This is a genomic window from Micromonospora sp. AP08, from assembly GCF_008085935.1.
In the GTDB taxonomy this organism is placed as follows: Bacteria; Actinomycetota; Actinomycetes; order Mycobacteriales; family Micromonosporaceae; genus Micromonospora; species Micromonospora chersina.
In genome coordinates this window covers 129,669-151,001 of the sequence record NZ_VSEZ01000004.1, presented here as the reverse complement: position 1 = coordinate 151,001, position 21,333 = coordinate 129,669, and the positions used below count along the sequence as shown (strand labels likewise).

18 protein-coding genes are annotated in these 21,333 nt (G+C 73.2%); 9 read left to right on the top strand and 9 right to left on the bottom strand.

Features of this window, described 5'->3' with window-relative positions; all coding sequences use genetic code 11:
* Window positions 1-3 precede the first annotated feature (3 nt).
* On the bottom strand, window positions 4-558 hold the full coding sequence (locus tag FXF50_RS09125) for a hypothetical protein (protein ID WP_148426788.1): 555 nt from the start codon (window positions 556-558) through the stop codon (window positions 4-6).
* Window positions 551-1,090 carry an RNA polymerase sigma factor gene (locus tag FXF50_RS09120; protein ID WP_148426787.1) on the bottom strand — a complete coding sequence of 180 codons (540 nt, stop codon included), beginning with the start codon at window positions 1,088-1,090 and terminating at the stop codon, window positions 551-553. Before FXF50_RS09120 ends, FXF50_RS09125 begins: the two co-directional genes overlap by 8 nt.
* A 165-nt stretch (window positions 1,091-1,255) precedes the next feature.
* Here FXF50_RS09120 and FXF50_RS09115 point away from each other — a divergent pair, with 165 nt between their 5' ends.
* Entirely contained in the window at window positions 1,256-1,825 is a 570-nt protein-coding gene (locus FXF50_RS09115) for a GNAT family N-acetyltransferase (protein ID WP_148426786.1), read from the top strand.
* A gap of 60 nt (window positions 1,826-1,885) precedes the next feature.
* Here FXF50_RS09115 and FXF50_RS09110 read toward each other — a convergent pair whose 3' ends face one another.
* Together FXF50_RS09110 and FXF50_RS09105 are read right to left on the bottom strand one after the other, a co-directional pair.
* On the bottom strand, window positions 1,886-2,830 hold the full coding sequence (locus FXF50_RS09110) for a permease prefix domain 1-containing protein (protein ID WP_148426785.1): 945 nt from the start codon (window positions 2,828-2,830) through the stop codon (window positions 1,886-1,888).
* Complete coding sequence (locus tag FXF50_RS09105; protein ID WP_148426784.1) at window positions 2,827-3,168, bottom strand: PadR family transcriptional regulator; 342 nt, start codon at window positions 3,166-3,168, stop codon at window positions 2,827-2,829. The genes FXF50_RS09110 and FXF50_RS09105 overlap by 4 nt, the downstream gene beginning before the upstream one ends.
* Window positions 3,169-3,354: 186 nt before the next feature.
* On the opposite strand from FXF50_RS09105, the gene dnaE reads away from it, so the two are divergent.
* Window positions 3,355-6,891, top strand: a complete 3,537-nt coding sequence (gene dnaE / locus FXF50_RS09100; RefSeq protein WP_148426783.1) for a DNA polymerase III subunit alpha — start codon at window positions 3,355-3,357, stop codon at window positions 6,889-6,891.
* 67 nt (window positions 6,892-6,958) lie between these two features.
* Entirely contained in the window at window positions 6,959-8,140 is a 1,182-nt protein-coding gene (locus FXF50_RS09095; RefSeq protein WP_148426782.1) for a hypothetical protein, read from the top strand.
* Window positions 8,141-8,180: 40 nt separating this feature from the next.
* On the opposite strand, the gene FXF50_RS09090 is transcribed toward FXF50_RS09095, so the two are convergent.
* Both FXF50_RS09090 and FXF50_RS09085 read right to left on the bottom strand, forming a co-directional pair.
* Complete coding sequence (locus FXF50_RS09090; RefSeq protein WP_148426781.1) at window positions 8,181-8,861, bottom strand: response regulator; 681 nt, start codon at window positions 8,859-8,861, stop codon at window positions 8,181-8,183.
* Complete coding sequence (locus FXF50_RS09085) at window positions 8,858-10,444, bottom strand: sensor histidine kinase (RefSeq protein ID WP_148426780.1); 1,587 nt, start codon at window positions 10,442-10,444, stop codon at window positions 8,858-8,860. The genes FXF50_RS09090 and FXF50_RS09085 overlap by 4 nt, the downstream gene beginning before the upstream one ends.
* A gap of 133 nt (window positions 10,445-10,577) precedes the next feature.
* On the opposite strand from FXF50_RS09085, the gene FXF50_RS09080 reads away from it, so the two are divergent.
* Both FXF50_RS09080 and FXF50_RS09075 read left to right on the top strand, forming a co-directional pair.
* Window positions 10,578-11,972 (top strand): cation:dicarboxylate symporter family transporter, encoded by a 1,395-nt coding sequence (locus FXF50_RS09080; RefSeq protein WP_148426779.1) that lies wholly within the window; start codon window positions 10,578-10,580, stop codon window positions 11,970-11,972.
* A gap of 120 nt (window positions 11,973-12,092) precedes the next feature.
* Window positions 12,093-13,130 carry an aminotransferase class V-fold PLP-dependent enzyme gene (locus FXF50_RS09075; protein ID WP_148426778.1) on the top strand — a complete coding sequence of 346 codons (1,038 nt, stop codon included), beginning with the start codon at window positions 12,093-12,095 and terminating at the stop codon, window positions 13,128-13,130.
* Window positions 13,131-13,135: 5 nt separating this feature from the next.
* Here the strand turns inward: FXF50_RS09075 and FXF50_RS09070 are convergent, their stop codons facing one another.
* Both FXF50_RS09070 and FXF50_RS09065 read right to left on the bottom strand, forming a co-directional pair.
* On the bottom strand, window positions 13,136-13,948 hold the full coding sequence (locus FXF50_RS09070; RefSeq protein ID WP_148426777.1) for a DUF6299 family protein: 813 nt from the start codon (window positions 13,946-13,948) through the stop codon (window positions 13,136-13,138).
* Window positions 13,949-14,321: 373 nt separating this feature from the next.
* Window positions 14,322-15,494 (bottom strand): acyl-CoA dehydrogenase family protein, encoded by a 1,173-nt coding sequence (locus tag FXF50_RS09065; RefSeq protein ID WP_148426776.1) that lies wholly within the window; start codon window positions 15,492-15,494, stop codon window positions 14,322-14,324.
* Window positions 15,495-15,665: 171 nt separating this feature from the next.
* On the opposite strand from FXF50_RS09065, the gene FXF50_RS09060 reads away from it, so the two are divergent.
* The 4 genes from FXF50_RS09060 to FXF50_RS09045 are packed head-to-tail and all read left to right on the top strand — an operon-like array spanning window position 15,666 to window position 20,296.
* A complete protein-coding gene (locus FXF50_RS09060) occupies window positions 15,666-17,081 on the top strand; it encodes an LRV domain-containing protein (protein ID WP_148426775.1) in 1,416 nt (471 codons plus the stop codon).
* Window position 17,082: 1 nt separating this feature from the next.
* Window positions 17,083-17,736: a TetR/AcrR family transcriptional regulator C-terminal domain-containing protein gene (locus FXF50_RS09055; RefSeq protein WP_148426774.1), complete on the top strand. Its 654-nt coding sequence runs from the start codon at window positions 17,083-17,085 to the stop codon at window positions 17,734-17,736.
* 44 nt (window positions 17,737-17,780) lie between these two features.
* Window positions 17,781-19,223 carry an aldehyde dehydrogenase family protein gene (locus tag FXF50_RS09050; RefSeq protein WP_148426773.1) on the top strand — a complete coding sequence of 481 codons (1,443 nt, stop codon included), beginning with the start codon at window positions 17,781-17,783 and terminating at the stop codon, window positions 19,221-19,223.
* Entirely contained in the window at window positions 19,220-20,296 is a 1,077-nt protein-coding gene (locus tag FXF50_RS09045; RefSeq protein ID WP_148426772.1) for a zinc-binding dehydrogenase, read from the top strand. The genes FXF50_RS09050 and FXF50_RS09045 overlap by 4 nt, the downstream gene beginning before the upstream one ends.
* Here FXF50_RS09045 and FXF50_RS09040 read toward each other — a convergent pair.
* Window positions 20,280-21,212 (bottom strand): TetR/AcrR family transcriptional regulator C-terminal domain-containing protein, encoded by a 933-nt coding sequence (locus FXF50_RS09040; RefSeq protein WP_148426771.1) that lies wholly within the window; start codon window positions 21,210-21,212, stop codon window positions 20,280-20,282. The two genes, FXF50_RS09045 and FXF50_RS09040, sit on opposite strands and share 17 nt — an antisense overlap.
* Window positions 21,213-21,333: the final 121 nt, after the last annotated feature.

Below are 21,333 nucleotides of genomic sequence, written 5' to 3'. Positions count from 1 at the left end.
CGGTCAGACCACCACGACCGTGATCGGGTAGGTCCGGCCGTCCTGCGGGATGGTGACCACGACGGTGCCGGCCCGCACGAACCGGATGTCCACCACGCCGGCCTCGTAGCTGCGGGAGACCAGGTCCTCGCGGTCCACCGTGACCAGGCCCGGCCCGATGCCCCGGATTCGCAGCACCCCGCCGGTGGCGAAACAGAGCGACTTCAGCAGTGCCAGCTCGGTCTCGGCGAGGACCAGGTCGTAGCGCACCGCGCCGAGACAGGCGCTCGACAGCGCGGTCGACGCCGACGCGGGCGGCCGGACCGTCCGGCTCCGCGTCGGCGGGGACGGCGCGGGGCTGCGGCTCGGCCGCGTACCCGTGGATGGTTCTGAGACGGCGGTGGTGGTCGGTGGGGCGGCGCCGACGGTGCTGGCCGCCGGGGCCGGTGGTCGGACCGGCAGCGGCGAGACCGGGCGGTCGGCGCAGGCCGGCGTCCCGGCGGCGAGGACGACGAGTGCGGTGAGGGCACCGGCGGCGGGGGCGGCGCGTCGGCGGCCCCGGCGGAGCGGCTCAGCCATCGGACATCCGCCGTCGCACCTGCCGGCGGGCCTCATGGATCCGGGACTTCACGGTCCCCTCGGGCAGGTCGAGCAGGCCGGCGATCTCGCGGTAGCTCAGCCCGAGCACGTCCCGCAGGGTCACCGCCTCGGCGAGGTCGGGCGGGACCGCGTCGAGCGCGTCGAGCAGGTCGAGCCGGGTGCCGGCCACCACGCTGGTCCGCCGGGGGTCGGGTGGGTCGGGCAGCGGCACGCCGCCGGCCTCCAGCTGCCAGCGCCGGCGCAGCACCCGGTAGGTGGAGCGCGCCCGGTTGGCGGTGAGCCGGTACAGCCAGGTGTGGAACGACGACCGCTCCTCGAACCGCGTGATCCCGCGGGCCAGCGCCAGCAGCGCGTCCTGGCAGGCCTCCTCGGCGTCCTGGCGGTGGGGCAGCAGGCGGGCGCACTGGCGCAGCACCTCGGGCCGCACGGCGACCAGCAGCGCGTCGAGGGCTTTCCGGTCGCCGCGCGCGGCCGACCGGGCCAGCTCGTCGGTGCCGTCCGGGAGAGGCATCAGCGCGTCCAGTGCTCGCCGGTGGGCCGGGCCTCCAGGCTATGCCCGCCGGCGCCCGGACGACCCGGACGAGTCCGGCAGCCGACGCAACTTTCGGCTGTCTCGACCGGGTCGCCGGGGGAAACTCGGCTGACCGGCCGGCCGCCGCGCCCGTACCCTGCCGGCATGCTCGTCCCCGACCTGCCGCTGCGCACCGACCGCCTGCTGCTGCGCGCCTTCACCCCCGACGACCTGGCCGTGCTCCGCGACTACCGCGGCCGGCCGGAGGTCTGCCGGTACCTCTACCACGAGCCCTACGACGACGCGGCCGCCCGGGCGGCGGTGGACCGGGTGGTGCGGCGCACGGCGCTGCGCGCGCCGGGCGACGTGCTCAACCTGGCCGTCGTCCTGGCGGACACCGGCGAGTTCGTCGGCGACGTGCTGCTCAGCTGGACCAGCGGCGAGCACCGGCAGGGCGAGATCGGTTATGTCGCCCACCCGGACCACACCGGCCGGGGGTACGTGACGGAGGCGGCCCGGGAGATGCTGCGGCTCGGCTTCGACGGCCTCGGGCTGCACCGGATCGTCGGCCGGCTGGACGCCCGCAACACCGCCTCGGCGCGGGTGCTGGAGCGCCTCGGCATGCGGCGGGAGGCGCACCTGCGGGAGAACGAGTACGTCAAGGGCGAGTGGACCGACGAGGCCGTGTACGCCCTGCTCGCCCGCGAGTGGCGGGCCGTCGCGGCGCGCGTCTGAGCCCGGCGTACGCCGGCCCGGTCGCGCCCCGGTGAGGAGCGCGACCGGGCCGGCGGTGTGTCAGCCGGCGGCCTTGCGGGCCTTGACCGCGCTGTCGATCACGTCCCAGACCACGATCACGGCGGTGACCACGGTGGCGATCTGGGCCACGTCCTCCGCGCCGCCCTCCCGCAGCCAGGCGAACCGCTCGATCAGCGCCGGGTTGAGCAGCCGGTCGGTGAGCAGCAGCCAGACCAGCGGCGCCGCGAACGCCAGGTTGAGCGCGGCGTTGACCGCGACCAGCGGCCAGGTCCACCGGCCGGCCCGGTACTTCGCGATCTCCAGCCCCATCGTGGCGACCAGCACCACGATCAGCGTCGGCAGCCAGAAACTCCAGAGCGCCGGGTCGATCATCGGCAGCCGGGAGCCGTCGCCGGACAGCCAGGGCTGGAAGTGCTGCCAGGGCAGGAACGCGACGGCGACGAGCAGGAACACGATCGACGCGCAGCTGTCGACCAGGGTGACCCGCCGTTCCCGGGTCTCCTCGGGCAGCTGGTCGACCGTCCACTCGGGCAGGTTCAGCGAGGTGTCGGTGCGCTCCAGCACGGCGAAGCACAGGGTGACCCAGAAGGCGATCTGCACCGCCGTCTGCAACCCGCTCGCGACGCCCGCGCCGACGGCCGCGCCCGGCTCGCCGCCGACCGTCGCCTTGACCACGCCGGTCACCACGCCGACGATCGCCGGGATGAAGGTGAGCAGGGTCCGCAGCACCCGCCACCAGACCAGGAAGTAGCGCGGGCCGATGAGCTGGAGCGGGCGGTCGGTGTAGCGGGCGGCGAGCTGCTCGGGGTTGCCCAGCTCGGTGAGCACCTCCCGTTCGGCGGCGCCGCGGTCCTGCCCGCCGGCGGTCCGGTCCTCGATCATGTCCTCGATGGAGGCCCGCAGCTCGTCGGCGAGCTCCGCCCGGCGCTGCTGCGGCACGGCCCGCAGGGTGGCCGCGAGGTAACGGTCGGTCAGGGAGCTCATCGTCCCACTCCTTCGATCAGCCGGGTGACGGACGTCTGCACCGCGGTCAGGTCCTCGAGGAGACGGCCCAGCACCGCTTCGCCGTCGTCACTGGTGCGGTAGAACTTGCGCGGCCGGCTCTCCTCGGTGTTCCACTCGCTGGTCAGCAGCCCCTGCTCCTCCAGCCGCCGGAGCAGGGGATAGAGGGTGTTGGCGTCGACCGGAAAGCCGTGCGCGGCCAGCCGTTGCAGCAGCGCGTAGCCGTAGTCGGGTCGGCGCAGGGCGACCAGGCTGGCCACCACGACGGTGCCGCGTCGTAGCTCCTGGAGGTGGGTCCGGAGGACCTCGTCGCTCACCATGCAGCACACGATAGTGTGTGCCACACACTATGGGCAACCCGCACAGCATCGTGTGCGGCCGCACCATCGGGGCGGAGAGACCCGGGCCACCCTCGGCGCGGACGGTGGAGCCGGTCAGATCGCCTCGGTAGGGTGGGTCGGTCGACTCCGACGCAGCCTTGATCCACACCCCGGGGGGCGCCACGCATGGGCGATTCGTTCGCGCATCTGCACGTACACACCGAGTACTCGATGCTCGACGGGGCGGCCCGGCTCAAGGACCTCTTCGCCGAGGCCGCGCGGCTCGGCATGCCGGCGGTGGCGATCACCGACCACGGCAACATGCACGGCGCGAACGACTTCTACAAGCAGGCCATGGCCGCCGGGGTCAAGCCCATCCTGGGCGTCGAGGCGTACGTGGCGCCGGAGTCGCGCTTCCACAAGCAGCGGGTCAAGTGGGGCCGCCCGGAGCAGAAGAGCGATGACGTCTCCGGTAACGGCGCGATCACCCACATGACCATGTGGGCGGCGAACCGGGACGGCCTGCACAACCTGTTCAAGCTCAACTCGCGCGCCTCCATGGAGGGCCACTACGTCAAGTGGCCGCGGATGGACATGGAGCTGATCGCCGAGCACGCCGAGGGCATCATGGCCACCACGGGCTGCCCCTCCGGCGCCGTGCAGACCCGGCTGCGGCTCGGCCAGTTCGATGAGGCGCTCAAGGTCGCCGCCGCCTACCAGGACATCTTCGGCAAGGACAACTACTTCCTGGAGATCATGGACCACGGCCTCGACATCGAGCGCCGGGTCCGGGACGGGCTCACCGAGATCGCCCGCAAGCTGGACATCCCACCGGTGGTCACCAACGACTCGCACTACACCCACGAGGCGCAGGCCGAGGCGCACGACGTGCTGCTCTGCGTGCAGACCGGCAGCAACGTGGCCGACCCCAATCGTTTCCGCTTCGAGGGCGGCGGCTACTTCGTCAAGTCCGCCGACCAGATGCGCGCGGTCGACTCGTCCGAGCTGTGGCAGCAGGGCTGCCGCAACACCCTGCTGGTCGCCGAGAAGGTCGACCCGGCCGGGATGTTCGAGTTCCACAACCTGATGCCGCGGTTCCCGATCCCCGAGGGCGAGACCGAGGAGTCCTGGTTCCGCAAGGAGACGTTCGCGGGGTTGAAGCGGCGCTTCCCGAACGGCATCCCGGAGGGCCACGTCGTCCAGGCGGAGTACGAGCTGGGCGTCATCATCCAGATGGGCTTCCCGTCCTACTTCCTCGTGGTCGCCGACTTCATCCAGTGGGCGAAGAGCCAGGGCATCGCGGTCGGTCCGGGCCGCGGCTCGGCCGCCGGCTCGCTCGTCGCGTACGCCCTGGGCATCACCGACCTGGACCCGATCCCGCACGGCCTGATCTTCGAGCGGTTCCTCAACCCCGAGCGCATCTCGATGCCCGATGTCGACATCGACTTCGACGAGCGCCGGCGCGGTGAGGTGATCCGCTACGTCACCGACAAGTGGGGCGAGGACAAGGTCGCGCAGATCGCCACCTTCGGCACCATCAAGGCGAAGGCCGCGATCAAGGACTCGGCGCGGGTGCTCGGCTACCCGTACGCGGTGGGCGACCGGATCACCAAGGCCATGCCGCCCGCGGTGATGGGCAAGGACATCCCGCTCTCCGGCATCTTCGACCCGAAGCACCCGCGCTACGCCGAGGCCGGCGAGATCCGCGGCCTCTACGAGTCCGACCCGGACGTCAAGAAGGTCATCGAGACGGCGAAGGGCATCGAGGGTCTGATCCGGCAGACCGGCGTGCACGCCGCCGGCGTCATCATGTCCGCCGAGCCGATCATCGAGCACATCCCGCTGATGCGGCGGGACTCCGACGGCGTCATCATCACGCAGTTCGACTACCCGACCTGCGAGTCGCTCGGGCTGCTGAAGATGGACTTCCTCGGCCTGCGCAACCTCACGATCATCGACGACGCGGTCAAGAACATCCAGCTCAACCACGGCCAGGAGCTGGACCTGCTGGGCCTGCCGCTGGACGACAAGGCGGCCTACGAGCTGCTGGCCCGCGGCGACACCCTGGGCGTGTTCCAGCTCGACGGCGGGCCGATGCGCTCGTTGCTGCGGTTGATGAAGCCGGACAACTTCGAGGACATCTCGGCCGTGCTGGCGCTCTACCGGCCCGGCCCCATGGGCGTGGACTCGCACACCAACTACGCGCTGCGCAAGAACGGCCTCCAGGAGATCACGCCGATCCACCCGGAGCTGGAGGAGCCGCTGCGCGAGATCCTCGCCCCCACCTACGGCCTGATCGTCTACCAGGAGCAGGTGCAGCGCGCCGCGCAGATCCTCGCCGGCTACACGCTCGGCCAGGCCGACCTGCTGCGCCGCGCCATGGGCAAGAAGAAGAAGGAGATCCTCGACAAGGAGTTCATCCCGTTCCGGGACGGCTGCCGCGAGCGCGGCTACTCCGACGAGGCCATCCAGGCCGTGTGGGACGTCCTCGTCCCGTTCGCCGGCTACGCGTTCAACAAGGCGCACTCCGCCGCGTACGGGCTGGTGTCGTACTGGACCGCGTACCTCAAGGCGCACTACCCCGCCGAGTACATGGCCGCGCTGCTCACCTCCGTCGGCGACGACAAGGACAAGATGGCGCTCTACCTCTCGGAGTGCCGCCGGATGCGCATCCAGGTCCTCCCGCCGGACGTCAACACCTCGGCCGGGCCGTTCACCCCGGTCGGCGAGGACATCCGGTTCGGCCTGGCCGCCGTGCGCAACGTCGGCGCGAACGTGGTGGCGGCGATCATGCGGTGCCGGGAGGAGAAGGGCGACTACGCCGACTTCTACGACTTCCTGTCCAAGGTGGACGCGGTGGCCTGCAACAAGAAGACCATCGAATCGCTGATCAAGGCGGGCGCCTTCGACTCGCTGAAGCACACCCGCAAGGGCCTGCTCGCCGTGCACGCCGACGCCATCGACGCGTACGCCGACGTCAAGCGCAAGGAGGCCGTCGGCCAGTACGACCTGTTCGGCGCCGGCTTCGGCGACGTGGACAGCGGCGCGGGCAGCACCACGGTCATGCCGGTCATCGGCGAGAGCGAGTGGGACAAGCGGGACAAGCTCGCCTTCGAGCGCGAGATGCTCGGCCTCTACGTCTCCGACCACCCGCTCTTCGGCCTGGAGCACGTGCTCGGCGCGGCGGCGGACACCACCATCGCCGCGCTGTCCGAGGAGGGCACCGTGCCGGACGGCGCGGTGGTCACCCTGGCCGGCATCCTCTCCGGCGTGCAGCGCCGGGTCACCAAGCAGGGCCGGGCCTGGGCCTCGGCCACGCTGGAGGACCTGGCCGGCGGGGTGGAGACGCTCTTCTTCCCCAACACCTACGAGGTGATCGGGCAGTACATCGCCGAGGACGCCATCGTGGTGGTGAAGGGGCGGGTCGACCGCCGCGACGACACGCCGCGGATCATGGCCATGGACATGTCCATGCCGGACATCAGCAGCAACCCGGCGAACAAGCCGGTCACCCTCACCATCCCGGTGCACCGCTGCACGCCGCCGCTGGTGGAGAAGCTCAAGGAGACCCTGGTGCTGCACCCGGGCGACACCGAGGTGCACGTCAAGCTGCTCAACGGCGGCAAGGTCACCACGCTGCGCCTCGGCCCGTTCCGGGTGGCCGCCACGACCGCGCTGATGGGCGACCTGAAGAGCGTCCTCGGCCCGGCCAACGTGAGCTGACCGCGCCGGGTGCCGATGGTCGGCAACTCTCGCCGATCCGGCGGGCATTTGTCGTTATCGTGGGGAAATGTCCCGTAGTCCGTTGCTGGCCGCCATGTCGGTCCTGTTCCTGTCGGCCGGGCTCGTCGCCTGCACCGTCCGGGCACCCGCTACGGAGGCGCTGACCAGCCCGTCCGCCGCCGCCTCGCCGAGTGCGAGGTTCGGGCCGCTGGTGGCGGGCATGCCGACGTACCCGGCGGCCGGAAACGTGTACGCCGCGGCCGGCGCCGACCAGCTCGCCGCCCAGGTCCGCGGCGACCGGCCGTTGGTCTACGTGCCGAACACCAAGAGCAACGACGTCTGGGTGATCGACCCCAGCACCTACCAGGTGGTGGACAAGTTCCCTGGCGGTCCCGAGCCGCAGCACGTGGTGCCCTCCTACGACCTGCGCACCCTCTACGTGGCATCCAGCCAGGTTCCCCGGGGCGGCCTGGTCCCGATCGACGCGCGGACCGGCAAGCCGGGCCCGTTCCGGAAGCTCGACGACGTCTACAACCTCTACTTCACACCCGACGGCAAGCAGGCGATCGTGGTCGCCGAGGCGTACCAGCGGCTGGACTTCTACGACGTGAAGACCTGGCAGCGGGTGCGGTCGGTCCGGTTCCCCGAGTGCGGCGGCATCAACCACATGGACTACGCCGCCGACGGCAAGACGATGCTGTTCAGCTGCGAGTTCGCCAACCGGATGCTGGTGCTGGACACCGCGAGCCTCCGCAAGCTGCGCGAGTTCCGGCTCACCGAGGCGGCCGACGGCATGCCCCAGGACACCCGGCTCACCCCCGACGGGCAGCACTTCCTGGTCGCGGACATGCACGCCAACGGGGTGTACGTCTTCGACGGCCGGGCCACCCGGCAGACCGGGTTCATCCGCACCGGCCGGGGTGCCCACGGCATCTACTTCAACCGCGAGTCCACGCTCGCTTACGTCACCAACCGGGACGAGGGCAGCGTGACCGTACTCGATCTGGCCGGCCTGAAACCCAGGACGACCTGGCGGGTCCCCGGCGGCGGCAGTCCGGACATGGGCGGCCTCTCGGCGGACGGCAAGCAGCTCTGGCTCTCCGGGCGGTACCACGACGAGGTGTACGTGCTGAGCACGGAGACCGGCAAGCTGCTGGCACGAATACCGGTCGGCCGGGGACCGCACGGCCTGACCATCTGGCCGCAGCCCGGCCGCTACTCGCTCGGGCACACCGGGAACATCCGGTAGGGCTACCCCCGCCCCGGCCGGGACGGCCGCGGCACCCGGCTCACACCGGCCGGTATTCGACCTCCGGCCGCCCCGGGGTGCCGTAGCGGGGGGCGCGGACCGCGCGGTCGGCGGAGACCAGGTACTCCAGGTAGCGCCGGGCGGTCACCCGGGAGATCCCGGTGCGGTGGCCGACCTCGGTGGCGGAGAGCCCACCGTCGCCGAGGGCGGCCAGCACGGTGTGCAGGGTCTGCTCGTCCAGCCCCTTGGGCAGCGTGTGCCGGGTCGCCCCGCGCAGGGTGGCGAACATCCGGTCCACCTCGTGCTGGGCGCCCACCTCGCCGTCGGCGAGGGCCTGCCGCCGGTACTCGGCGTACCGCTCCAGCTTGTCGCGGAACGCGGCGAAGGTGAACGGCTTGAGCAGGTAGTGGGTCACCCCGAGGGACACCGCCGTGCGGACCACGGCGAGGTCCCGCGCCGAGGTCACCGCCAGCACGTCGACGCTGCTGCCCGCCGCCCGCAGGGCCCGGCACACGTCCAGGCCGTGCAGGTCGGGCAGGCGGAAGTCGAGCAGGACCAGGTCGACGTCCGTGCCGCCGCGCTGGCGCAGCGCGGCCATCGCATCCCGCGCGGTGTGCGCCACCCCGACCACCACGAAGCCGGGCACCCGTTCGGTGTACGCCTTGTGCGCCTCGGCGAGCAGCGGCTCGTCCTCGACCACCAGCACCCTGATGTCGCTCATCGGGCTGCCCTCGGCACCGGCAGCCGGACGGTGAACAGCGTCTCCCCGTCGTCGGTGCGGGTCACCTCCGCGGCGCCGCCGTGCCGGCGGGCCACCTGCCCGACCAGCGCCAGGCCGAGCCCCCGGCCGGCGCTCTTGGTGGACCAGCCGCGGCGGAACGCGTCCGCCACCCGGTCCGGGTCCAGCCCGGGGCCGCTGTCGCCGACGCGGACCACCAGTTCGTCGTCGACCGCGCCGACGAAGACCCGGACCCGGCGCGGCGGCGGGGCGCCGGCGACCGCCTCGAGGGCGTTGTCGACCAGGTTGCCGACCACGGTGAGCAGGTCGGTGGTGGGCAGCGGGCTGTCGTCGAGCCGGCAGTCCGGCTCGATCACGAGGTCCACGCCGCGCTCGCCGGCCTGCGCCGACTTGCCGAGCAGCAGGGCGGCCAGCGCCGGTTCGGTCACCGCACCGACCACCCGGTCGGTGAGCTGCTGGGCGAGCGCCAGGTCGCGGGTGGCCAGGCGGACCGCCTCGTCGGTGCGGCCCAACTCCACGAGGGTGAGCACGGTGTGCAGGCGGTTCGCCGACTCGTGGGTCTGCGCCTGGAGCGCCTCGGTGAGGGCGCGGACCGAGTCCAGCTCGCTGGCCAGGTTGCGCAGCTCGGTCTGGTCGCGCAGGGTCAGCACGGTGCCGAGCGCCGCTCCCTCGAAGCGGGTGGTCCGCTGGTTGGCCACCAGCACCCGGTCGCCGGCCAGGACCGGCTCGTCGTGCGCGTCCCGGCCGGAGCCGAGCAGTTCGGCCACCGCCGGCGGCAGGTGGATCCCGCTGACCGGCCGGTCGGTCACGGCCGCGTCGTCGGCCAGCCCGAGCAGGCGCCGGCCCTCGTCGTTGACCAGCGCCACCCGGCGGTCCCGGGTCAGCACCACCAGCCCCTCGCGGACGGAGTGCAGGACGGCGTCGTAGTACTCGTACATCCGGGTCATCTCGCCCGGCCCGAGGCCGTGCGTCTGCCGGCGCAGCCGGCGGCTGAGCAGCCAGGAGCCGGTGGCCGCCAGGGCCAGGGCGGGTGCGGCGGCGCCGAGCAGCACCGGCACCTGGGCGAGCAGCTTGCGGTTGATCGCCCGCGTGGTGATGCCCACCGAGACCAGCCCGATGATCCGGTGCTCGTCGTCGTACACGGGGACGACCGCGCGCACCGACTCGCCGAGCGTGCCGACGTTGGTGATCGTGAACGGCTCGCCGGACAGCGCCGGGCCGATGTCGCCGATGAACGGCTGCCCGATCCGGTCCGGGTTCGGGTGCGAGTAGCGGGTCCGGTCCGGGGCCATCACCACCACGAAGTCCGTTCCGGTGGCCACCCGGGTGGCCTCCGCGTACGGCTGGAGGGTGGCCTGCGGGTCGGCGGCCGTGAGGGCCGCGCGGACGTTGGGGGAGCCGGCGACCGCCTGCGCCACGGCCAGCACCTCGTCCTTCGCGGCCTGCCGGGAGTCGCTGCGGGCGAGCCAGACGGCGCCGGCCGCGCCCGCCAGGACGAGCAGCGTCACCACCACCGCCTGGAGGGCGAAGAGCTGCCCCGCGATGCTCCACTGCCGTCGGGCCACCGATCCCCTCCTCCCGCCCGGTCGTCCCGCAAGTCTGGCGCACCCGCCCGGTCCGGTTTCGGCCGCGAGCCGCGGAGGTGAACAGAATGAACGCAAGCGTGCCCTGCGCTGAGACCGGGGTCACATTGTCAGGATGGACACCACCACCACAACCACCCCCGAGGCCGCCCGGCCCGCGCGCCGGGACCGGACCCGGTACCTCTACCTGGCGGTCATCGTGGCCGTCCTCGCCGGCATCGTGGTCGGCCTCGCCGCACCCGAAGTCGGCAAGGAGTTGAAGCCGCTGGGCACCGGCTTCGTGAACCTGATCAAGATGATGATCAGCCCGGTCATCTTCTGCACCATCGTCCTCGGCGTCGGGTCCGTCCGGCAGGCGGCCCGGGTCGGCAAGGTCGGCGGCCTCGCGTTGGGCTACTTCCTGCTCATGTCGACGGTGGCGCTGGCCATCGGCCTGGTGGTCGGCAACATCATCCACCCCGGCTCGGGCCTGAACCTCGGCCCGGAGGTGGCCGACGCGGGCAAGTCCGCCGCCGGCGGGGAGAGCGGCGACACCGTCGAGTTCCTGCTCGGCATCATCCCGACCTCGCTGTTCTCTGCGCTGACCGAGGGCTCGGTGCTCCAGACCCTGCTCGTGGCCCTGCTGGTCGGCTTCGCCGTCCAGGCCATGGGCCGGCGCGGTGAGCCGGTGCTGCGCGCCGTGGAGGTGATCCAGCGCCTCGTCTTCAAGGTGCTGGCGATGATCATGTGGGTTGCCCCGATCGGCGCCTTCGGCGCGATCGCCGCCGTGGTCGGCGCGACCGGCGTGGACGCGCTGACCAGCCTGGCCCAGATCATGCTCGGCTTCTACGCCACCTGCCTGATCTTCGTGATCGTGGTGCTCGGCACGCTGCTGCGGCTGGTGTCGGGCGTCTCGATCTTCTCCCTGCTGCGTTACCTGGGCCGGGAGTTCCTGCTGATCCTGTCCACCTCGTCGTCGGAGTCGGCGCTGCCCCGGCTGATCGCCAAGATGGAGCACTTCGGCGTCAGCAGGCCGGTCGTCGGCATCACCGTGCCCACCGGCTACTCCTTCAACCTCGACGGCACCGCCATCTACCTGACGATGGCCGCGCTGTTCATCGCCGACGCGCTGGGCAAGCCCATGGCGGTCGGCGAGCAGATCGGCCTGCTGGCCTTCATGGTCATCGCCTCGAAGGGCGCGGCCGGCGTGACCGGCGCCGGCCTGGCCACCCTGGCCGGCGGCCTCCAGTCGCACCGCCCGGACCTGGTCGACGGCGTCGGGTTGATCGTCGGCATCGACCGGTTCATGTCCGAGGCCCGGGCGCTGACCAACTTCGCCGGCAACGCGGTGGCCACCGTGCTGGTCGGCACCTGGACCGGCGAGTTCGACCGGGCGCAGGCCGCGGCCGTGCTCAGCGGCCAGCGCCCGTTCGACGAGGCCACCATGCTCGACGACAACGACCGGGCCGACGAGGTCCCCGAGCCGGTCCCGGCGCCGCGCCGGGCCGCCCTGGCCGACACACCGTCCTGAGTCGACCGCCCGGCCGGGCCCGTCGGACCCATCGTCCGGCGGGCCCGGCGGCGCGGGCGGGGACCACGAGGCGGGGATTGGCCGTCCCGGTGGCCGGCGGTGATCGTTAGCGTCGGTGGCATGGATCTGGAGCAGGCGCAGAAGCTGTGGCAGCCGGAGGCCGGCTGGCTGAACACCGCCACCTACGGGCTGCCGCCCGACCCGGCCTGGACGGCGGTGCAGCGCGTGCTCGCCGACTGGCGGGCCGGGCGGGTCTCCTTCGAGGGCTGGGGCGAGTCGGTCGGCCGGGCCCGCGCCGCGTTCGCCCGGCTGGTCGGGGTGGCCCCGGCGGACGTGGCGATCGGCAGCACGGCTTCGCAGTTGCTCGCCCCGGTGGCCGCCGCGCTGCCGGCGGGCGCCACGGTGGTCGTCCCGGAGGTGGAGTTCACCTCCAACCTCTTTCCCTGGCTGGCGCAGGAGGAGCGGGGCGTCCGGGTCCGCACGGTGCCGCTGGCCGGTCTGGTCGACGCGATCGACGCCGACACCGACCTGGTCGCGTTCAGCCTCGTGCAGTCCGCGGACGGCACCGTCGCCCCGTACGAGACGATCGTGGCGGCGGCCCGGGCGCACGGCGCCCTTGTCGCGGTGGACGCCACGCAGGCCGCGGGCTGGCTGCCCTTCGACGCCGCGCTGGCCGACGTGGTCGCGGTGGCCGCGTACAAGTGGTTGATGGCCCCCCGCGGCGCGGCGTTCGCCTACCTGGCCCCGGCGCTGCGCGAGCGGCTGCGTCCCGACGCGGCCGGCTGGTACGCGGGCCAGGACCCGCAGTCGTCCTACTACGGCCCGCCGCTGCGGCTGGCCGAGGACGCCCGACGGTTCGACATCTCGCCGGCCTGGTTCAGCTACGTCGGGGCGGCGCCCGCCCTGGAACTGCTCGCCGAGATCGGGCTGCCCGCCGTGCACGCCCACGACGTGGCGCTGGCCAACCGGTTTCTGGCCGGACTCGGCCGGCCGCCCGGCGACAGCGCGATCGTCAGCGTCGAGGTGCCGGACGCGCAGGAGAGGCTGGCCCGGGCCGGGGTGCGCGCGGCGGTCCGCGCCGGCCGGGTCCGGGCCTCATTCCACCTCTACACCACCGAGGAGGACGTCGACTTGGCGCTGAACGCCCTGGCGGGCTGACCGGGTCAGTCCCTCGTGATGCGAACCTTCGTTGTCGTCGTGCCGTACCGCTCTCGGAAGTAGAAGGAGTCGTAGCCCCAGGCGTTGGCCGTCACCTCCATCGGCCCGGTGCGGTACGGGCCGTTGGAGACCGCCGTCCCCTGCCACGGTGCCGTGACACCCGGCTCGCAGCGGAAGGAGGTGTAGAGGTTTCCCTCGTAGGTGATCCCCTTGATCTGCTGCGCCGTGAAGCCGTACAGCTCGATGTCCGTCGCCCGGTTGCAGGCCACCATGCCGCTCAACGTGACCGACCCGTCGGAGCCGACGGTGCCGGTCGCGTCGACGGTGACGGCCAGCGTCAGGATCGGTGGGGGCGGCGGGTTGTGCACGACGATGTGCCCCGTGTCGGGTTCGCCGGTGCCTTCGCAGTACTGCTCGAAGGTCGCGTCGAGATCCTGCAGGTAATTGGGGCTCGCCATGGTGATTTCGTTGATCACGAACGATCCGGTGAGGGTGTTGCAGCCCCAGCCGTTCCCGCCGAAGGCGAGCCCGGGTGTGCCGGGTTCCCGAAAGGAGTTCCGGGTGGCGCCGGTGTACGTGCCGACCGTCAGTTCCTGCCCGTAGGGCGCGCCGAGCTCGATGGACCAGTTGTCGCCGTTGCTTCCGTTGATCTGGACGTAGATCTGGTTCCGGTCGTCGGACGAGTCGGCGAGCATGGTGGCGTCGACGCCGACGGCGTACGACCGTTCCTCGGCGCCCGGGTTGAGCACCAGGTCGAGGGAGCCCGACTCCGCCGGGTGTGCCTGGGCGGCCGATGGCGCGACGAGCAGTCCGCACACCGTGACGGTAGTCAGAAGGGCCGCCCCGAGGCGGCGCGGACTGCGCTTCATCTGGTGTCCCCCGGCCCGGTGGCTCTCCTGGAGCCTCTTCTCTCGGTCGGGTCGACGCTAGGACCCGCGGAAGGCCGGGAGCAATCAGCAGCACGCCGCCGCGCGTCCGGGTCCGCGCTGGTGACAGAAATGGCCACATCGGCGCTCAACGATTAGGGTCGACTCTGCCCAGGGCACCCCGGGGCCGGGCGGCGGGTTCCAGGCGAAGGGCCGAAAGGGACATACATCCGTCCACGATGGCCTGTCCGTCGGGGCCCGAGCGCCCGCGCCGGCATGGCTCTTTGCCCGGATGATGCCAGGAACGGCGCGGCATCCGATCGCGTCAGGCCAGGTGGCCGCCGATCTTCGTGTAGCCGCGCAGCAGGTCGCGAGAGATGATCAGCCGCTGCATCTCGTCGGTGCCCTCGAAGATCCGGTACAGCCGGACCTGCCGGTACCAGCGCTCGATCGGCAGTTCCCGGGTGTAGCCCATGCCGCCGTGGATCTGGAGCACCCGGTCGACCACCCGGTTCACCATGCCGGCGCCGTAGAGCTTGCCCATCGAGGAGGCGTGCCGCGGGTCCAGACCCTGGTCGACCGTCCACGCCGACCGCAGCACCAGCCAGCGGGCCGCCTCCAGCTCGGTCTCCGAGTCGGCGATCATCCACTGGATCGCCTGGTTGGTGCCGATCTTCGCGCCGAAGGTCTCCCGGGTGTTGGCGTGGTCGATGGCCATCTGGAGGGCCCGCTCGGCGATGCCGATGGCGTGCGAGGGGATGGTGTAGCGGCCCTTGCCGATCCACTCCATGCCCAGCGTGAAGCCCTGGCCGATCTCCCCGAGGATGTTGCGGTGCGGCACGCGTACGCCGTCGAAGATCAGCGACGCCGGCCCGCCCTCGCCCATGGTCTGGATGAACTCCGACCGCCAGCCCATCGCCCGGTCCACCAGGAACGCGGTCGCGCCGCCGTTGCGGGCGCCCTTCTCCGGGTCGGTCACCGCCACCACGATGGCGAAGTCGGCGTCGTTGCCGTTGGTGATGAACGTCTTCTCGCCGTCGAGAACCCAGTCGTCGCCGTCGCGGCGGGCGCGCAGCTTGATGTTCGCGGCGTCCGAGCCGGCGCCGGGTTCGGTGATCGCGAAGCAGGAGATCCGCTCACCCTCGATGGTGGGGAGGAGGAACTCGCGCTTCTGCTCCTCGGTGGCGTGGAACAGGATGTTGTCGGCCTCGCCGCCGAAGCGGAACGGCACGAAGGTGCGGCCCAGCTCGGTCCAGATCAGCGACTGGAGCACCGCGGGCAGGTCCATCCCGCCGTACTCCTCGGGGGTGGCCAGGCCCCAGAAGCCGAACTTCTTCGCCTTGAGCTGCAACTCGCGCAGCTCGGAGCGGTCCAGGCCGGGCTGGTGGGCGCGCTCGCGGCGCAGCACCTCCTGCTCCAGCGGCAGCACCTCGCGGGTGACGAAGGCGCGCACGGTGTCCCGGACGTCCCGTTCCTCGTCGGACAGTGCGAAGTCCACGATGCTCCCTCGGTCGGCGTGGCGACCGTCGCGGGCGGCGGCGGTCGCTCTTAAACTAGCGGTGTAAGTTTTCATCCGTCCAGACCCCTCCTTCCGCCGACGCGGTGACTCCCGGCCCGGGTGCGCACCGATAGGGTGCGTCAGCAGGTGATTCCGACGGGGGAGGGTGGTTTGTCGGAGCTGGTCCGGGAACGGGTGCGGGGAGTGGCCGGCAACCCGGCGACGCCGCCGGAGCTGCTGGTGCGGATGCTCGACCACGGGCCGGCCGGTCAGGCGGTGCTGATCTTCCGCGCCCACCTGCCCGACGAGGTCTGCCGCGCGGCGGCGGCGCATCCGGACGTACGGATCCGGCTGTCGCTGGCCGACAGCTGGCACGCCACCCCCGAGCAGCGCGCCCTGCTCGTCGACGACGCCCGTCCGGCGGTCCGCACGGCGCTCGCCGCCGGGCCGGATCTCTTCCGGGCCACGCCCGACCCGCTGCCCGAGCCGACGTACGCCCGCCTCGCCGCGGATCCCGTCACGCGGGTCCGCGAGGCGGTGGCCGACTCGTGGCAGTGCCCGCCGAGCGTCCGCGCCCGGCTGGTCGGCGACCCGGACCCGGTGGTGCGGATCTCCGCGTACGCCCGCTGGGCCGACCCGCCCGAGGAGGTCACCGACCGGCTGCTCGCCGACCCCGACGTCCGCCGGGCGGTGGCCCGGCGCGCCTGCCGGCACCGGCCCGAGCTGCTGGCCGAGGTGCTCGACGCGACGTGGTCCGACGGCTGGGAGCTGTCCGCCGTCGCCATCGACGCGCGGCTGGACCGGGCGTCGGCCGAGCGGCTGGCCCGCCACGGGGACACGGGCGTGCGCGCGGCCGTGGCCGAGAATCCGCACCTGCCCCGGGACCTCGTCGATGAACTGTCGGTCGATCCCGATCCGAAGGTCCGGCTGCGGCTCTCGCTCCGTCCCGGCCTGACCGAGGCCGAGCGTGCCGCCGTCGACTACCGGGTGCGCCCCACGGACCGGCTCACCCCGGCCCGCTGGGTGCTCGATTGTCGGGACGACCCCGACGCGCTCGACGTGGCCGTCCGTTCCGCCCACATCGGACTGCGGCGCAGCGCCGCGTACAGCCCGCACCTGCGGCCGGACCAGGTGGCGCGGCTCGCCGCCGACGAGGACTTCGCGGTCCGGCTGCTCCTCTGCGAGAACCACGACGGGGTCCCGGGGGACGTTCTGCTCGCCACCTATCTGGAGGCCCAGGTGATCACCGCGGGCATGCTGGTCGGGCGACCGAACTTCCCGCGCGTCGGGCTGGCCCGCCTGGCCGACTCCGCCGACCCGCGGGCGCGGATGCTCGTCCGTCACGATCCGGAGGCCCCGGCGGACCTCATCGACCGGCTCAGCCGCGATCCGGACGAGCACGTCCGGTGGAGCGTGGCCGCCGACCCCCGCCTGCAGCCCGACCGGCTGGCCGAGCTGCTGGACGATCCCGCCACGACCGGCGCCGCGGCCCGCAACCCCAACCTGTCCGCCGACCACATCGAGCGGATTCTCGCCGAGGCGGGGATCCTGGGCGCCGCCGCGACCTCGCGGACCGGGGAGGTCTGACGTGCCCCGTCCCCGCCAGGCCCTGCTGAACCGGGACCGGATCGTCGAGACCGCGCTCGCGCTGATCGACGCCGACGGTCTCGGCGCGCTCTCCACCCGCCGCCTGGCCGCCGCGCTCGGCGTGCAGGGCCCCTCGCTCTACAACCACTTCGCCACCAAGGACGAGATCCTCGACGCCGTGGCGGACAGCGTCACCGGCACGGTCGACGTGAGCGTCTTCGACCGGTACGACTGGGTCGAGGCGCTGCGCCGCTGGGCCCGCTCCTACCGGGAGGCGCTGGCCGCGCACCCGAACATCGTCCCCTACCTGGCGCAGGGCCCGGGCCGCCGGCCGGCCGCGCTGGCGATGGCCGACGCCGTCTACGGCGCGCTGGTCCGGGCGGGCTGGCCACCGGCCCGGGCCACCCACATCGGCGCCGCGCTGCGCTACTTCGTGGCCGGGTCGGCGCTCGGCTCGTTCGCCCGCGGCTTCGTCGAGGACCCGGAGTTGTACGCGGCCCACCCGCACCTCACGCAGGCCCACCGGCTGCGCGGCCACCAGCGCAGCGTCGACGAGGGCGCGTTCACCCTCGGCCTGGACGCGTTGCTGCACGGGCTCGCCGCCGAGTACGCCCGGACGGTGGCCCCTCTGGAACGCGGCGGCGGTCCGGGGTAGCGTCAAAACTCCCACTGCTAGTTTCCCGCCCCCGAAGGGACGCCATGGATCTCGCCGACGCGCCCCCCGCCCTGCTGGTCCGCCGTCATCTGCACGTCGCCGGGGACTGGGTCGACCCGGCGGACGGCGGGACGATCCCGGTCGAGAACCCGGCCACCGGGGAGATCATCGGGCAGGTCCCCGCCGGCACCCCGGCCGACGTGGACCGGGCCGTCGCCGCCGCCCGGGCCGCCTTCCCCGGCTGGGCCGCCACGGCCCCCGACGAACGGGCCGCCCACCTCGACCGGCTGCACGCCGCGCTCGCCGCCCGGGCCGACGAGATCGCCCGCACCGTGGCCCTCGAACTGGGCACCCCGCTCAAGCTCGCCACCCGGGTGCAGGCCGGACTGCCGCTGACGGTGCTCCGCAGCATGGTGGACCTCGCCGCCCGCCCGCCGGCCGAGGAGACCATCGGCAACTCGCTCGTCGTCCGCCAGCCGGTCGGCGTGGTCGGCGCGATCACCCCGTGGAACTACCCGCTGCACCAGGTGGTCGCCAAGGTGGCCCCGGCCCTCGCCGCCGGCTGCACGGTGGTGCTCAAGCCCAGCGAGCTGACCCCGCTCACGGCGTACCTGCTCTTCGACGCGGTCACCGAGGCCGGGCTGCCACCCGGGGTGGTCAACCTGGTGCCCGGCACCGGGCCGGTGGTCGGCGAGGCCCTGGCCGCCCACCCCGACGTCGACCTCGTCTCGTTCACCGGCTCCACGGCCACCGGCCGGCGGATCGCCCACCTGGCCGCCGACCGGATCGCCCGGGTCGCCCTGGAACTCGGCGGCAAGTCGGCCAACGTGATCCTCGCCGACGCCGACCTGCCGACCGCCGTCAAGGTCGGGGTCGGCAACGCGCTGCTCAACTCCGGCCAGACCTGCACGGCCTGGACCCGGATGCTGGTCCACCGCGACCGTTACGCCGAGGCGCTGGACCTGGTCGCGGCGGCCGTGGCCGGCTACCGGCCGGGCGACCCGTTCGACCCGGCCACCCGGCTCGGCCCGCTGGTCTCCGCCGCCCAGGCCGAGCGGGTCCGCGGGCACGTCGACCGCGCCCTCGCCGACGGCGCCCGGCTCGTCGCCGGCGGTCCGGACGCGCCGCTGCCGCCGCGCGGGCACTTCGTCGCGCCCACCGTCTTCGCCGACGTGCACCCGGACAGCGCCCTCGCGCAGGAGGAGGTCTTCGGCCCGGTGCTCGCCGTCATCCCGTTCGCCGACACCGACGAGGCGGTCGCCATCGCCAACAACTCCCGGTACGGGCTGGCCGGCGCGGTCTGGTCCGCCGACGAGGAGGCGGCGCTGGCCGTGGCCCGGCGGCTGCGTACCGGCCAGGTGGACGTCAACGGCGGCGCCTTCAACCCGCTCGCCCCGTTCGGCGGCTACAAGCAGTCCGGCCTCGGCCGTGAGCTGGGCGGGTACGGCGTCGAGGAGTTCACCGAGCTGAAGGCGATCCAGCGGTGAGGGCACTCGTCGTCCGCGGCCGGGGCGCCACGCCGGCCGTCGAGGAGGTACGCCTGCCCGACCCCGGCCCCGGCGAGCTGCGGGTCCGGATCCGCGCCGCCGGCATCTGCCACTCCGATCTGGCCATGGTGGACGGCACCGTGGCGCCCGCGTACCCGCTGGTGCTCGGGCACGAGGCGACCGGCGTGGTGGCCGAGGCCGGGCCCGGCACCCGGCTGCCCGTCGGCACGCCCGTGGTGCTCAACTGGGCGCCCGCCTGCCGCGCCTGCTGGCACTGCCGGCACGGCGAGCCCTGGCTCTGCGCCGCCAACACCGGTGCCTCGGTGGCCCGGGGGCAGACCGCCGACGGCGGCCCGCTCCAGGTCACCCTGGGTCTCGGCGCGCTCGCCGAGGAGGTGGTGGTGCCCGAGCGGGCCGCCATCGCGGTCCCGCCCGGCCTGCCGCCGGAGCAGGCCGCGCTGCTCGGCTGCGCGGTGCTCACCGGCACCGGCGCGGTCCGCAACACCGCCCGGGTCGCGCCCGGCGAGTCGGTCGCGGTGATCGGCCTCGGCGGGGTCGGCCTCGCCGTGCTCACCGCCGCCCGGCGGGCCGGCGCGGGCCCGATCCTCGCCGTCGACGTGGCCGAGGCGAAGCGGGATCTGGCCCTCGCCGCCGGGGCCACCGACTTCCTCCGCTCCGACGACACCCTGGCCAAGGAGGTGCGGGCGCGCACCGAGGGTCGCGGCGTCGACCACGCCTTCGAGTGCGTCGGCCGGTCCGTCACCATCCGCGCCGCCTGGCGCTGCACGCGACGCGGGGGAGCGGTCACGGTGGTCGGCATGGGCGCCAAGGACGACCTGCTCAGCCTGTCGGCGCTGGACATCTTCCACTCGGCGCGCACCCTGCGCTCCTCGGTCTACGGCTCCTCCGACCCGGACCGGGAGGTGCCGGAGCTGGCCGGCGCGCTCGCCGACGGCAGCCTGGACCTGGCGCCCCTGGTGAGCGGCGCCATCCCCCTCGACGAGGCGCCCGTGGCGCTGGACCGGCTGGCCCGGGGCGAGGGCGCACGCTGGGTGGTCACCTTCCCGGACTGACCTCGGGCCCGCCCTCGATCAGCGCGGCGATCCCGTCGAGCAGCCGGCGCAGGCCGAAGTCGAAGACCGTCTCCAGATCCACGTCGACGCCGCCGCTGGTCAGGGCGTCCATGGTGGCCAGCCCGCCGCCGGCCATCAGCTGCTGGAACGTGGCCTGCTGGCGCTCCACCCACTGGTCGTGGGTGAGGCCGGTGTCCTGCTCCGCCCGCGCGCCCATCTCCAGGTTCGTCGCGATGCCCTTCACGTACGCCATCAGGGTGATCGCCACGTGCCAGCGCACCTGCCGGTCCAGGCCCAGCCCGGCGGTGGCCCGCAGGGCCCGGTCGGTGTGCGCCATGCCGTGCGGCAGCGGCTGCGGCCGGGCGATCGAGATGACGTGCGGCACCCAGGGGTGCCGCCGGTAGACGGCCCACTGCGCCCGGGCCAGCACGTCCAGGCGGGCGCGCCAGCCGGCCGGCTCGGCGTCCGGCAGCGGGGCGCCGGCCAGCACCGCGTCGGCCATCGCCAGGATCAGCTCGTCGCGACCGCGCACGTGCCGGTAGAGCGACATGGTGGCCACACCCAGCTCGGCGGCGATCTGCCGCATGGACACCGCGGCCAGGCCGCCCTCGTCGGCCAGTGCCAGCGCGGTGCGCAGCACCCGTTCCCGGCTCAGCTCCGGCTCCGCCCGCGCCGGCTCCCGCCGTGGCGGGGCGACCACGGTGCCGGCACCGGGCCGGGTCAGCACCAGCCCCTCGGCGCGGAGCAGGGCGAGCACCCGGGTCGCGGTGGCGATGGCCACCCCGTGCTCGCGGGTGAGCTGACGGGCCGAGGGCACGCGGTCGCCCGGCCGCAGCTCGCCCAGGTCGATCCGACGGCGGATCTCCGCGGCGATCCGCCGGTACGGCGGCTCCTGACCCCGATCGCGCTGCGACATCCCGAAAGCGTACTAGTACACCCGCTCGGCAGGGTGCCCCGGAACGGGCAGCGTACTAGGTCGCCGGCAGCGCCGGGGCGCGCCGGACCCTAGCGTCCTCCCGGTAACCGGTGGACGGTGT